Annotated in this window: 13 protein-coding genes; 7 read left to right on the top strand and 6 right to left on the bottom strand. The window is 40.7% G+C overall.

Annotation, left to right across the window (positions count from 1 at the left end):
* Nucleotide 1: 1 nt before the first annotated feature.
* Nucleotides 2-934, bottom strand: coding sequence for a 23S rRNA (adenine(1618)-N(6))-methyltransferase RlmF (gene rlmF / locus H5058_RS15455; protein WP_041454980.1), 933 nt, complete (start codon nt 932-934; stop codon nt 2-4).
* A 130-nt stretch (nt 935-1,064) separates the two neighbouring features.
* Between rlmF and H5058_RS15450 the strand changes: the two genes are divergently transcribed.
* Nucleotides 1,065-1,973, top strand: coding sequence for an alpha/beta fold hydrolase (locus H5058_RS15450; RefSeq protein WP_011329927.1), 909 nt, complete (start codon nt 1,065-1,067; stop codon nt 1,971-1,973).
* On the opposite strand, the gene H5058_RS15445 is transcribed toward H5058_RS15450, so the two are convergent.
* The 3 genes from H5058_RS15445 to H5058_RS15435 all read right to left on the bottom strand — a co-directional run bounded on the left by H5058_RS15445 (nt 1,942) and on the right by H5058_RS15435 (nt 6,555).
* On the bottom strand, nt 1,942-3,384 hold the full coding sequence (locus H5058_RS15445; protein ID WP_182678927.1) for a sulfotransferase: 1,443 nt from the start codon (nt 3,382-3,384) through the stop codon (nt 1,942-1,944). The genes H5058_RS15450 and H5058_RS15445 overlap by 32 nt on opposite strands.
* A 100-nt stretch (nt 3,385-3,484) precedes the next feature.
* On the bottom strand, nt 3,485-6,067 hold the full coding sequence (locus H5058_RS15440) for a TonB-dependent siderophore receptor (protein WP_182678925.1): 2,583 nt from the start codon (nt 6,065-6,067) through the stop codon (nt 3,485-3,487).
* A gap of 326 nt (nt 6,068-6,393) precedes the next feature.
* On the bottom strand, nt 6,394-6,555 hold the full coding sequence (locus tag H5058_RS15435) for an oxidoreductase-like domain-containing protein (protein WP_182678922.1): 162 nt from the start codon (nt 6,553-6,555) through the stop codon (nt 6,394-6,396).
* A 103-nt stretch (nt 6,556-6,658) separates the two neighbouring features.
* Here H5058_RS15435 and H5058_RS15430 point away from each other — a divergent pair, with 103 nt between their 5' ends.
* Nucleotides 6,659-7,081: a hypothetical protein gene (locus H5058_RS15430; protein WP_041454912.1), complete on the top strand. Its 423-nt coding sequence runs from the start codon at nt 6,659-6,661 to the stop codon at nt 7,079-7,081.
* An 83-nt stretch (nt 7,082-7,164) separates the two neighbouring features.
* Nucleotides 7,165-8,526, top strand: coding sequence for a M17 family metallopeptidase (locus H5058_RS15425; protein ID WP_182678920.1), 1,362 nt, complete (start codon nt 7,165-7,167; stop codon nt 8,524-8,526).
* A gap of 24 nt (nt 8,527-8,550) precedes the next feature.
* Here H5058_RS15425 and H5058_RS15420 read toward each other — a convergent pair whose 3' ends face one another.
* Together H5058_RS15420 and H5058_RS15415 are read right to left on the bottom strand one after the other, a co-directional pair.
* Entirely contained in the window at nt 8,551-8,937 is a 387-nt protein-coding gene (locus H5058_RS15420; RefSeq protein ID WP_089369192.1) for a VOC family protein, read from the bottom strand.
* A gap of 87 nt (nt 8,938-9,024) precedes the next feature.
* Nucleotides 9,025-10,104 carry a ketoacyl-ACP synthase III gene (locus tag H5058_RS15415; protein ID WP_011329933.1) on the bottom strand — a complete coding sequence of 360 codons (1,080 nt, stop codon included), beginning with the start codon at nt 10,102-10,104 and terminating at the stop codon, nt 9,025-9,027.
* 186 nt (nt 10,105-10,290) lie between these two features.
* Between H5058_RS15415 and H5058_RS15410 the strand changes: the two genes are divergently transcribed.
* The 4 genes from H5058_RS15410 (at nt 10,291) to H5058_RS15395 (ending at nt 14,006) form a co-directional block, all read left to right on the top strand.
* Nucleotides 10,291-11,598, top strand: coding sequence for an amidohydrolase family protein (locus H5058_RS15410; protein WP_089369193.1), 1,308 nt, complete (start codon nt 10,291-10,293; stop codon nt 11,596-11,598).
* Between the two features lie 189 nt (nt 11,599-11,787).
* A complete protein-coding gene (locus H5058_RS15405; protein WP_182678918.1) occupies nt 11,788-13,047 on the top strand; it encodes a HAMP domain-containing histidine kinase in 1,260 nt (419 codons plus the stop codon).
* Complete coding sequence (locus tag H5058_RS15400; protein WP_011329936.1) at nt 13,044-13,571, top strand: response regulator transcription factor; 528 nt, start codon at nt 13,044-13,046, stop codon at nt 13,569-13,571. Before H5058_RS15405 ends, H5058_RS15400 begins: the two co-directional genes overlap by 4 nt.
* Before the next feature lie 156 nt (nt 13,572-13,727).
* Nucleotides 13,728-14,006 (top strand): peptidylprolyl isomerase, encoded by a 279-nt coding sequence (locus H5058_RS15395; RefSeq protein ID WP_086995651.1) that lies wholly within the window; start codon nt 13,728-13,730, stop codon nt 14,004-14,006.
* The last annotated feature ends 40 nt before the right edge of the window (nt 14,007-14,046 follow it).

Genomic DNA, 14,046 nt, shown 5'->3' with positions numbered 1-14,046 from the left:
ATTATTCGAGTTCTTCGCAAATTTGCTCACGCGTGGCTTTATCAAAATAACTCCAAGCAATAAAACGACTAACTTTTTGCCCTTGTGCCATATCAACTATTTTATATTGGGCTATAGGGTGTTGTTTTAATTCTTGCTCTAAAGCCGCAATATTATCTTTTTTCGACACCAAAGAGGTAAACCACATTACTTGCTCTGCAACGGCTGCACTTTCTTTAATCATATTAGAGATAAATTGCACTTCACCGCCTTCGCACCATAGCTCGTTATTTTGACCACCAAAGTTAAGTGTGCTGCTAGGTGCTTTGCCAAGGTTTTTCCATTTACGTTCGCTACCTTTAACAGCGTCTTCGCTGCTGGCATGAAACGGCGGGTTACACAGCGTTAAGTGATACAGATCTTTACTGTTTATAACTCCTTTGAATATATTTGCGGCATTTTTTTGCTGTTTTAAGGTTATTTTTAAATTATTAAATTGCGCAATTTGTTTTGCTACTTTAATGGCTGCAGGGTCAATATCGGTGCCAGTAAAATGCCAGTTATATTCATGCCCACCTGTGAGCGGGTAAACTAAATTAGCGCCGGTGCCAATATCTAATACTTTAACTTGACGGCCAGTGGGAATTTGCGTTTGGTTATCGTCGGCTAATAAGTCGGCCAAATAATGAATATAGTCTACTCGTCCCGGAATAGGTGGGCATAAGTTATGCTGTGGAATATCCCAAAAATCTACATTGTAATGGGCTTTTAAAAGGGCTTGATTAAGGGTTTTTACCGCTTTGTTATCGCTAAAATCAATACTTTTTGTACCTGCAGGTGTTGTAATAATAAAAGCAGAAAGTGCAGGATGCTGCTCAGTTAATAGGTCAAGATCGTAGCCATTTAAATGTTGATTACGAGGGTGTAGTTTTGCGCGTGAGGTGCTTGCTTTCATGATGATTATTTTTACAACAGGAATAAAAGTTAATTGTAACAAATACCGAGATAAAAACGTGATAATTTTCCCTATGGCTACGAGGTTGTTACTGGTAGGATGAGCTGTTAGCAATTAAAAAGGACTCACTGTGGCAATCACTCAGCAATCAGTATTTATAACATTAGCCGATCAGCAAACACTGCATTTACGTCGTATTAGTAGCGATAAGCCAAATGGCGCAGTGGCGTTTTTTATGCATGGCGCGGTAGAAAACGGTAAAATATTTTATACCCATAGCAACAAAGGCTTAGCGCCTTTTTTAGCCGAGCAAGGGTTTGTGTGTTATGTGGCTGATTTACGTGGTCGTGGTGAAAGTAAACCGGTTATAGACAAGCATGCTCGTTATGGTCAAACCGAAGCTATTTTAGAAGATATTCCTGCATTTATAGATAAAATAGAGCAGTTAGAGGGGAAAAAACCAGATTATTGGCTGGCTCACTCTTGGGGTGGGGTGTTAATGAATAGCGCATTTGCACGATTCCCAAATTATATTAACGACGTAAAAGCCTGTGCTTACTTTGGCACTAAGCGTTCGTTATTTAATAATCACCCTAAAAAGTTACTTCAAGCTAATTTCATTTGGTATTTTATGGCGCCGTTAATGGCTAAAAAGCATGGGTACTTACCGGCTAAACGCTTAAAGTGGGGCAGTGACGATGAAACACAAAAGTCGCATTGGCAAAGTATGCAGTGGGCTAAAAAAACACCTTGGATAGACAGTGACGATAACTTTGATTACGCTAAAGCCGTTGCACAATTAACCTTGCCGCCAACGCTGCATATTGCAGGCGCAAAAGATAAAGCCCTCGCACAACCAATAGATATTCAAAAGTTTATGGAAGAGTCGGGTCCTGGGGTACAAAAAATGCAAATTTATGGACGTCGTTATGGCCATAAAATAGATTACGACCATATTAATATGTTAACCCATCCGCATGCGCGCAATGAGCAGTTTAAAGATGTACTTAATTGGTTTGCGACTGCGCCAAAAGCTTAAGTAATGGCGTTTTGTAGCGTTGCCACTTATCAACATTGTGCAGATTAACCGGTTCACGTATAGCGTGTTTGCTGAGTGTGGTAACCGCGATTTTTTGTTTATAAAATGCCAAGCAATTTTCTTCAAACGAGCAACCTATAAACCTAAGTAGTGCAGTGAGTTGGCCTTTGGGGTCCGTTACTAATTGCTCATAACTTAGGTTATATATTTGCAGTGCCGGAAACGCCTGCCAATGCGCCATTAACTTTTCGTACAAGCTATGGTATTGCTTAAACTCGGTTAACGAGCAAAAGTAAGGCTCGTTTTCGGCAAAATAATTACTAAATACCGAAAATGCCGTGGCATTAAAATCGCGGGTTAAATTAATAAATTTTGCATTTGGAAATAGCATATAAATAAGCCCAATAGCTTGATAGTTGCTTGGCAGTTTATTAATAACAAAGGGGCGAGAAGGGCTTGCTGTTTTTAATTTTGCTATATAAAGGTCGCGGGCCTTATTAATTAACTCATGTGTTAAATGATCTAAACAGTGTGGATAGCTAAAACCGGTTTTTTGTTCTAAAAAAGCCATCACATTACTACTTATACTAATACTTTCACCCATGCTTGAGCACTGGCTATGATTTACCAACATTTGTTCAAGTAGGGTTGAGCCGCTGCGTGGCATGCCAATTATGAATAAGGGGGTAATGCCACCTTTCACACTTTTATTCGCTGAGCTTAAAAGAGCAGCTGTATTGTATTTTATTATGTCGTCGTAAAAAGCAGTAAGAACTTGGGTATCAAATTCGCTTAGTTTTCGTTGTAATTGGTTAGCTAATACAAAGTAGTTAAACGCCTGATCAGTATCCTCTAGTTTGTCGTAACTTTTTGCCAAAGCGTAATAGCACACCATTTTAAGGCGTAAATTATTAGTTTGCGTTAGCAAGTGATGCAAGTTACTGAGGTAGTTATGTTCTTTGTCAAAACGCCCCAATTGTACCAACTCTAACAAAATATACGCTGTAACAGGGTAAACGCCTAAGCTCAGTGCATGCGAAAAAGTAGTATGGGCTTTATCTAGCTCACCATACGTTAAATAGTGCTGGGCTAAATAGTAATGTGGGTCGGGGTTATTACTGGCTAAGTTTTTTGCGTACTCAAGCACTTTTAGCGCATCATTTGGTGAATTTACATTATTAAATGCATCAGCCAGTGCGTGTAGAGGTTCAAGCATATAAGGCAGGCGTTCACAGGCTTGTTGTAATAAATATACAGCATCATCATTACGCTCTAGGCGCAGTGCAATTCGGCCTAAACCAAACAGGGCTTCGCCGTTATCAGCATCGGCTTTAAGTATTGTTTTGTAGTAAAAATCAGCATCTTTAAGTTTGTTTTCTGCCAGTAACTGATTCGCTTTTTTAAGTAGCATTGTAACTTTAACATTCCTGTTGATTCTGTCTTGACTATCTATACAGCGAAAAAGGCGAAATGTCTTTCACATTTCGCCTTTACCTTATGACCAATAAGGATTAAAAAGTATAAGTTGCTTTAACGTAATAATAACCACCGTTAATACCAAATGGTGATGTTTCGTAGTATTGACCACCCCAATTATTATTAGGAATAAAGTCGCTAGCGCCACTAAAATCAAGTTTTTCAGCTTCTTGGTCAAGTAAGTTTTGTGCACCTACAGAAAAGCTCATTGATTCGTTTAAAAAATAAGTAATTTCAGCATCTAAGGTAACCGCAGCATCTGCCATTTTAGCTGTTTCGTCATAATCTACATGCACACCTTGGTATTCACCAAAGTAGTTTACGCGGGTAAACGCAGAGAAGCTTTCCCATTGTTGTGCCCAGCTTAGAGTTGCACGATGATTAGGTAAGTCATTTTCAAGACGGCTTACTTTAAACGGCCCTGTAATAATGGTTGAGCGGGTAACTTCGGTTTCATTCCAGTTGTACGCTAAGCTAAATGTTGAGCTGCCATTAAGTAACTCAGTTGAGTAGTTAGCCACTAAATCAACACCTTGTGTAGTGGTGTCAAAGTCATTAGTAAAAAAGCTTACCTGTGCTAGGTTTTGTACGTTAGGAATACCCGAGGCAGTAAGTTTGTCTTTGTCTGCTTGGCTAAGTTCAATTTTATCAGATTGGCTAATGCGCTCATCAACTTTAATATTGTAATAATCTACCGTTAAAAATAAATCGCCTAGCGTGTACACAGCGCCAAAAGTATAGCTTTGTGATTCTTCAGGCTCTAATTCTTGCCCGCCAAGTTGTATCGCAATTGGGTTAGTAGGTGGTAATAATGCAGAATCTACTAATACACCACTACTAAGGTTTGTTTGTACGTTACTCACATTAGCTTGGCCAACGGTTGGCGCCCTAAAGCCTGTGCTGATTGAACCACGAATGTTTAAATCTTCAGTTAAGTGATACTGAGCCATTAATTTGTAGTTAGTAGTTGTGCCAAAGGTATCGTAATCTTCAAAACGAACGGCTAAGCCCATTAAAAACTCTTCAGTAAAGGGCGCTTCTATATCAACATAAGCGGCGTAGTTACGACGGCTATATTCACCGGCATCAGAGGGTTTAAAACCCGGAAAGCCATTTGAGCCAATACCAAAACCTTGATCGGTAAGTGGCCCTGCAATAAACGAGGCTTCATCGCCAGAGATCACAGTAAAGGTTTCTTCATGCCATTCTAGGCCTGATGCTATGTTTACATCGTATGCTAGGCCAAAATCAAAACCTTTGGATAGATCAAAGTTAAAGTTTTTCTCTAATTGTTCGTATTTACCTGGGCTAAAGTCACGTGGGCTTTCTGGGCCTAAAGACGCATTAATCGTATCGTAAATAAAGTAGCGAGATTCGTTATAACCAACCGTGCCACTTAAATCGTAATATACATCCTTTAAAAAGCCATCAGTAAACTGACCTTTAGTACCAATAGTGAGTGACGCATCGGTAATATTGCCGCCAAAGTTTGGTGTAAAACCACCTGGCAGCATTTCATTAAATGCAAAACAATCTGGGTTATTTGCCACCCCATTAATATAATCTGGATTATCAAGCACGTTATCATCAATGGTAATAGTTGGGCAGTTGCCACTCATATCACCGGTTAAATCGCCAACGAGTAAAGTATCGCCGCCATCGTTTGAATAAGCACCGGGGCGAGTGTGAGGGTTACGGTAATAAAAACCACCTCTTACATCGCGCTCAGAGTAGTTACCAAACATGTAAAATTCTGAATTATTGGTTAGCTCTAAACCTACATTACCAAAAATTGAAATGTCGTCGTTAACCTCTGGTGCGCCCCATACTTGGGTAATAGGTGCTATGTCGGGTACGCCTGCATCATTAAGTGCTTTAGCATCAAAGCGTTGTACTGAGCGGCTGGTTGCATCTGCGGTTTTATATTGAAAGCTTAAATTTGCAAAACCATTGTCGGTAAAAGGAAGGCCAATATTGCCCGAAACTTGAGTGGTGTCGCCATCACCTTCGTAATACTCGCCCTTACGCACTTCAAGAGAGCCACCTTCAGAGGCATCTTTTAATACAAAGTTTATAACCCCTGCAATAGCGTCAGAGCCATATTGTGCAGCAGCACCGTCACGCAGTACTTCTACTTGCTTAAGGGCAATACTTGGAATAACCGAAATATCGGCACCTTGAGCACCATCGTTAATACCACCACCTAAAAAGGCGATAACAGAAGCGCGATGGCGGCGTTTACCATTTAATAAAATAAGTGTGCTGTCTGATGGTAAACCCCTAAGGTTAGCTGGGCGCACTAATGACGCTGCATCACTAATTGGCATAGAGTGTACGTTTAATGAAGGTATAGCGCCCTTTAATAGCTCTAGCATGTCGGTGTTACCTGACTTGCTTAGCTCTTCACCACCAATAATATCAATAGGAACCGGTGAGTCACCAATAGAGCGAGGTGCTGAGCGTGTACCAACAACAGCAATTTTTTCTAGATTTTTATTAACTTTGGTTGTTGTTTGCGCGTCGGCTGCAATAGCAGAGCCAGATATAAATAATCCGGCTGTAGTGGTGGCTAAGGCAAATTTAACTGCCTGGTTTAGCACATTGCTTTTTAATTTCATTCTAAATATCCCCAGTTAGAATAGTTTTGTTAATCATGTTTGTGTAACACGAGTTATTTTTGTAGCGGACTAGTCACATTTCATGGGGAGTAAGGTAATACTTGCTGACTCCTTAAAGCTTAATAAATTAAGCCCACTTCCTGTGAGTCCAGCTTATAGACTATAGAGAAAAAACAAGTAGAGAAATTAATAATTAACTATTATTTAACAATGAGGGTGTTTTGTATGAAATTGCAACAATACAGTGTGTGCTGCTTGTAATGCGCAGTTTGATTAAGGAAACGGTTAAATTAAGGGGAGTTTGAATGAGGGTTTAAGTGTTTTTGTTACTTTATTGTTATTGCGTGTTGCTCATTTTCACGCTTCCAAATAGCGAGCTGCTTTTTATATTCATCCCGTACGCATGGGCAACAACTTCCACCACCACAGCACTCGTCCGGCTTAGGTTTTTCTGGTTTTGCGACTGCAGGTAGTATATTTAATTGCATATTAAGATTTTTTAAATACTAAAAAGGCTGTAAATAATAAAGTATTGACCTTGGCATGTAAATTATTCTTTGTGAACTTGAATCCCTGTGTGAGAATACGCCAATGCGATTATATAAAGTCATACACCGCGCACCATGGCGGGTTGTTAAAATTAGTTCCAAGCGCCAGCAATTGCGTTTTCGTCGTGCTATGGTTGCGCTTAAAATTGCGCTTGCGCAAGAAAGACAAGAAACAAAAGAAATGCTTTCAATTTATAAACGCTACACACAAGGGCAAACAAATAAAGCCGAATTAAAGCGTGCAAACGAGCAATTTGTAGATATTTTAAAGGGTTTGGGTTTAGGGGTATTTGCCATATTACCGTTTGCGCCTTTAACTATTCCCTTAGTGGTTAAACTGGGCCGCTTAGTTGGCGTTGATGTTTTGCCTAGCTCCTTCAATATGAATCGTTCAGTTAAAGAGCTTGATCGTGAAATAGCTCAAGAAAATCAAAAACAAGACCCACAAAACTCATTAAAAAAGTAATCTATAATTGGCAAAATTAGCGATACCTTTTGCGTCTCCTTATTGTTATGCTTAGTGACCATTTATATTTTGTGAGTCATTTAATGAGTGCATTACTTCGTCATACTTCTTCTGGAATTCCTTTATCTTTTATCCTTAAAAACGAATTAACAGATTGGCTTACGCAGCAACCTACATTTGTACAAAACTGGTTAGCAAATAGTGGTTTTGAAAAGCATGGGCTAGCATTAGTACCAAACCCTGAAACGGGTGAGCTTAACCATGTTTATTGCATAATACGCAGCAGTGATGACTTTTGGGCTGCAGGCGACTTAGCCACCAAGTTACCGGTAGGTTGTTATCAAATTCAAGGTGAAAAACACCTAATAGAGCAGCTTGCTTTAGGCTTTGTATTGGGTGGTTATGAATTTAGTGAGTACAAAGAAAAAGTCACCGCAAAAGCGCAGTTAGGTATTGCTGACAAAACACTTTACGAGCAAATAAAACAACAAGCCGACGCAATTGGTTTAGCCCGCGATTTAGTTAATACCCCGGCTGCCGATATGATGCCGCAACATTTAGCACAAGTCATGAGTGATTTAGCCGACACCTTTGATGGAGACTTTACTCAGTGGATTGGAGATGAGCTGTTAGAGCAAAACTACCCAACAATTCATATGGTTGGTCGTGCGAGTGAAAATAAGCCGCGTTTACTCGACTTAAAATGGGGCGCAAAAGACGCACCATTAATTACTTTGGTTGGTAAAGGTGTATGTTTTGACTCAGGCGGGCTTGACTTAAAACCGAGTGCCGGTATGCGTAACATGAAAAAAGACATGGGCGGCGCAGCGCATGTTATTGCGCTTGCTCAGCTTATAATGGCTGCTAATTTACCAGTTAGATTACGCGTGTTAGTACCTGCGGTTGAAAACGCGGTTTCGCGTAACGCATTTCGCCCTGGCGATGTAGTAAAAACCCGTAAAGGCATTATGGTTGAAATTGACAATACCGATGCCGAAGGACGTTTAGTATTATGTGACGCGCTTAGCGAAGCCCAAAACGACGAGCCTGAGCTTATCATTGACTTTGCTACCTTAACAGGTGCGTGTCGAGTTGCTTTGGGCACTGAACTACCAGGGTTTTTCTGTACTGAGCGTACTATTGCTAATAGTATTATGGACGCAGGGTTGAGTGTAAGCGATCCGGTATGGCAACTGCCGTTATTTGATCAATATAAGTCATTTTTAAACAGTGATGTTGCCGATATGGCAAACTGTGCAAGCACCCCATTTGGCGGTGCAATTACCGCTGCACTGTATTTAAAAGAATTTATTGAGCCAACTACGCCTTGGGTACATTTTGATGTAATGGCATGGAACTTACGTGCTCTACCAGGTCGCCCAGTAGGCGGAGAAGCGTTAGGTATTCGTGCTGTATTTAATTACCTGCAAAACCGTTTTAACTAATAATCGAGTATTTAGTATGAGGTGTTAAACCTCATACAACTCAAGCGGTAAATTATCCGGATCGGAAAAAAAAGTAAACTTTTTGCCGGTGATTTCATCTTCTCTTATGTCCTCTACATTAACCCCTTGTGACTCTAAATACGCTTTAGCCACGTGCACATCACTTACTTTAAATGCTAAATGCCTTAACCCTTGTGCTTCAGGGTAACTTGGGCGCTCTGGTGCGCCAGTAAACGAAAATAACTCAATTTGACCGCCATCAGGCAAAGCTAAATCTAATTTATAAGAATGTCGTGCTTCCCTAAAGTGCTCATTAATAATTTTAAGCTTTAATATTTTGCTATAAAAATGCTTAGCGCGAGGGTAGTCGCTGCAAATAATAGCGGCATGATGAATGCCAAGTAGTTTCATAACGCGCTCTCTAAATTGTGTAATTAAATACAAACACTAAAAACAAAAAACGCACAATTAAGTGCGTTTCAATAAGTAGCTGCCTATTTAGGTTGGCTCTGCTTCTTTACATGCTTTTACCGCTGGAGCAACTAACTCTAAGCCGGTTTTATCGCAAGGAGGAAGTTGTGCATCACTTACACTAATAGGTGTTACACGCTCGCCCCATTTAATATAACTAGCAGCCCACGTAAGGCCAGCGCCAAAGGCTGCCGACATAATATTTGAGTGTGGTTTAATTAAACCTTGCTCCACCGCCTCGCAAAGTGCAATGGCAATTGTCGCTGCCGATGTATTACCGTACTGGCCAATATTAACCATTACTTTTTCATCTGGCACTTTTAAACGGTGCTGAATGGCCTGAATAATACGTAAGTTAGCTTGATGCGGCACTAATACGTTTATATCGTCTAGGCTTAAATTTGCTTGGGCTAGTACGTCGTCGCATGCTTCACTCATGCCTTTTACAGCGCGCTTAAATATTTCACGGCCTTCGAATAGTAAATTAGATGGGCCAATCGGCTCATATTTATTTAAGTCACTACCAAAGTTTTCGATATGTAAAATATCACGATCTGTACTGTCACAACCGGTTTTAGTCGCAAGTAAACCTGCAGGTGTATCGGCAGCTTCGAGTACTACGGCACCCGCGCCATCGCCAAATAATACCGCACTGTCACGGCGCGACCAGTTTACATACCAAGTCATGCGCTCTGCAGCAATAACCACAGCCTTTTTAATCATACCGGCTTGTATTTGCGCTGTTGCTGCTTGTAGAGCATATAAAAACCCTGAACAAGCTGCGTTAGTGTCCATAGCGGCAGCGCCTACAGCGCCAATATTCTTTTGCACTAACGACGCAGTATTTGCCACCATAGTTGATGGCGTACAGGTGGCTAAAATAACTAAATCAATATCTTTAGCGTCAATACCGGCACAAGCAATAGCATGCTTAGCCGCAACAGTAGCAAGCTCTGCAGTACTTACATGGCTAACTCTGCGAGATTTAATACCTGTTCGTGATGTTATCCACTCGTCTGTGGTATCCACTATTTTGCTAATTTCGTCGTTACTAATGCTTGCTGGTGGAATGCATTTACCCCAACCAGTGATGTGTGCGTAAGGCATAGTGTGTTCTCTTAAAAAGTGGTCTGACATGTATTACTAATGAATAAGTTATACCAAAAAATGGCTTTTAACACTAGTAAATACCCAAGGAGATAAAAAATGATAGCTTATTAAAAGGGTTTTTGTAGCGTAAATGTAGCAATTTATAGTTAATTGGGTTAAAGGTAGAGCTTAAAAGGAGCAAGTATGAAAACTACACTAATAACTACATTTACTGCAATCACTTTAGCGTTAACAACAAATATGGCATTAGCACAACAACATAAAATTATTTATGCGGGCAGTGTAATGCTAGGTACAGAGCAAACGGTTAAAACTGAGCAAACACTGGTAATAGCCGATGATAAAATTTCAGCAATTAAAAGCGGCTATGTAAGTAAAGATGCACTGGGTTTGCCCGGCGCGCAAGTAATAGACCTTAAAAATCACTTTGTAATGCCTGGGCTAATAGACATGCACGTGCATGTTACTTTTGAGCGCGATGCCAATGTTAGCAGGCATCGCTGGACTACCGAATACGAAGCAGATAACGCGCTGCGTTCAATTAAATATTTACAGCGTACTTTAAATGCAGGCTTTACCTCAGTGCGAGACTTAGGCAGTAACTATCAGGTTATTTTTCCGCTAAAGCGCGCCATTGAGCGTAATGATATTAATGGTCCGCGCATTTTTGCCGCAGGCAATACAGTATCGCCCACTGGTGGGCACGCCGATTTACATGGCTATCGTAAAGATATAAGTGACGGTGTAGGTGCATCATTAGGTATTTGTAACGGCGCAGACGATTGCCGCAGAGCCACGCGCGAAGTGATTAAAAGTGGTGCCGATGTTATAAAAATTACCGCCACCGGTGGCGTATTAAGTAATACCGCCGCAGGCGTTAATCAACAATTAAGCGACGCAGAGCTTAGTGCAATTGTAGATACCGCGCATCATTTAGGGCGTAAAGTAGCCGCTCATGCACATGGCACGCAAGGCATAAAAGCCGCGCTTAAAGCGGGTGTAAACTCAATAGAGCATGGCTCGTATTTAGATAAAGAGGCTATAGCATTGTTTAAAAAAACCGGAGCTTACTTAGTTCCTACTTTGCTGGCTGGTGCCACAGTGAGCGAAGAAGCAATTAGTAATCCAAACATGCCAATAGCTATTGCAGATAAAGTGCGCGAAGTAACACCTAAAATGCAGGCATCGTTTAAATTAGCGCTAAAAAATGAGGTAAATATTGCCTTTGGCACTGACTCAGGCGTATCGCGCCATGGCCTTAATGCTAACGAGTTTAGCTTACTGGTAAGTAATGGTATGAGTGAAGCACAGGCAATTAAATCGGCAACCGTGAGTGCAGCTAAACTGCTTGGCCAAGATACCCAATTAGGCGATTTGAGTGTGGGTAAACAAGCCGACATTATTAGTGTTAATGCCTCGCCGCTAAAAAATATTGCAGAGCTTAAAAATGTGCAGTTTGTAATGAAAGCAGGGCTAATTTATAAGCAATAGCCACACTTGCTGTTAAGGCACTGGGGTTAATATGGGCTCAATAAATATTGAGCTTAATAATTATTAACCCTAGTGCCGTGGCCTTTTAATACTTCACTTTGTACCTAGTTACAATGTCGATGAGTGATGACTAAGTATTGCATAAGTATTAAAATAGCTTTTCTTAAAATTCAATAGGTAACATGTGTTTTGTTAATTCGCACCGATCCGGCTATTAGCCGCCTTTTAATGTTACGCAGTGGTGCCATAGCTGTGCAGCTTATTGCTGTGCTTATAGTGTACTTTTTATTAGATCATCAAATAGCATTAATGCCCTTACTGTTAGTGATTGCTCTAGAAGCGGGGTTTCAGTTAATGAGTGTGCTGGCTTATCGTAATGTAAGCCAAGCAAAACCGCTGGGCATGCTGATGCAATTAACCGCCGACGTATTGTTTTTAACTATTTTGTTATCACTCAGTGGTGGCGCAACCAATGCATTTGTGTCGTTATTATTGCTGCCAATAATGATTGCAGCGGTAACGCTAAGTGGCAAAGGGCTTGCTTATATCGCGGTATTAGCCATTGCGGCGTATAGTGTATTACTGATAAAAATGCCCGAACATAACATGCACCAAATGAACATGAGCGGCCATTTTATTAGCATGTGGATTAACTTTGTTTTGAGTGCCAGTGTAATAGCGTTAGTGATTGGTGCAATGAACCGCGCCTTAAAAGAGCGCGAACGCACTATTGCTCAAGTGCGCGAACAACAATTACGCAGTGAACAGTTAGTAACGCTGGATGGCGCAGCAGCGCAAATAACGCATCAGCTTGCTACACCAATTGCTAACTTACAGTTACTATTTGAAGAGTTATTAGAGGAACATCCAAATAACCTTGTAGTGCAACAAATGCAAACTCCACTACAACAATGCGCTACACAATTAGATAGTTTTAGAAAGCTCTCAGCTGCGCTGCGCCTTAATAACACCCAACAACACATTACAACGGCGCAATTACAACAGCAAATTACCGATACGCTATTGCTGCAATATCCCGATCAACAAATAAAGTGGATTATAAAAAACCAAACGGGTGGCATTAATACCGCCATATTAAACAGTGATGCTATGTTGCTACCTGCTATTTTAAATTTACTCCAAAATGCAGCCACCGCTAATCAGCAGCAAGGTCAAAATGTGCTTGAGCTTACTTGGCTGCAAGAGGAGCATTGCGGCGAATATGTTTACTTGCTTATTCGCGATTTTGGGAATGGCTTTTCAGCAACCCAGCTCAGCAATTTAGGTGGGCAATTAATGCCTAGCGACCATGGTATGGGGCTGGCTGTGCTGCTTTCTAATGTGACCTTTGAGCGTTTAAATGGCTCGCTAACTTTATATAATCACCCCCAGTGTGGTGCAATTGCCAAAGTTAAATTAGCAACTGTTTTTAGCGAGCAAAGTGAATGAAAATATTAATTATTGAAGACGATATAAACCTTGCTAGTACCTTGGCAAGGCGGCTAACTAAATACGGTTTTAACTGCGAAATAGCGCATAACCAAAGTGAGGCACTCCTTAGTGCAAGGCGGTTTTTGCCCGCTACTATTTTGTTAGATATGAAGTTAGGTAACGACAATGGCTTAGCGTTAATAAAACCACTGCGCAGCTTGCTCACACACGCGCATATTGTATTACTCACGGGCTTTGCCAGTATTGCCACCGCAGTTGAAGCAATGCGCTTAGGAGCCAACGATTACCTTACCAAACCTGTTGATATGGCAACCTTACTAAAAGCACTTAACCAAGAGCGCGATACAGCAATAACCTTAGATGTTGCAACCACAGTTATGTCGCCAGAGCGTTTAGAGTGGGAGCATATTCAGCAAGTGCTACACAGTAATAATGGTAATGTGTCGAGCACCGCAAGGCAGCTCAATATGCATAGACGTACATTACAGCGCAAATTACAAAAAAAGCCAGTACAGCACTAATAACGCTAGTGATTAAATATAATTTTAGGCTAAAGCGATGCTGGTTTTTTTTCAGCGCACTCAACACATTAATGAAGCACTATAGTAGCTGCCTGATTTAACTAGCTGTGCTAAAATCGCGGCGTTTAAATTTAACCGATATTACAAGGCTTTCACATGGCAAATACAGCGCACGCACTGCATATACTGGTAAAACATAAAGAAATTGCAGAAGATATTATTACGCAATTAGGTAAAGGTGCAAAATTTCAAACCTTAGCTAAAAAGTATTCGTCGTGTCCGTCGGGTAAAAAAGGTGGCGATTTAGGTGAATTTAGACGTGGACAAATGGTGCCACAGTTCGACAAAACTGCGTTTAATGGCGCTATTTTAGAGCCGCATTTAGTTAAAACTAAATTTGGCTGGCATGTGATCAAAGTGCTTTACCGTACTTAATATTCTTTAAGTGCATGTATTAAGTGCAGTTTAACAGGCT

The organism is Pseudoalteromonas sp. SR45-4 (genome assembly GCF_014163535.1).
In the GTDB taxonomy this organism is placed as follows: domain Bacteria; phylum Pseudomonadota; class Gammaproteobacteria; order Enterobacterales; family Alteromonadaceae; genus Pseudoalteromonas; species Pseudoalteromonas nigrifaciens.
Note: the sequence above shows the minus strand (reverse complement) of the source record. Positions and strands in the feature narration are given on the sequence as shown.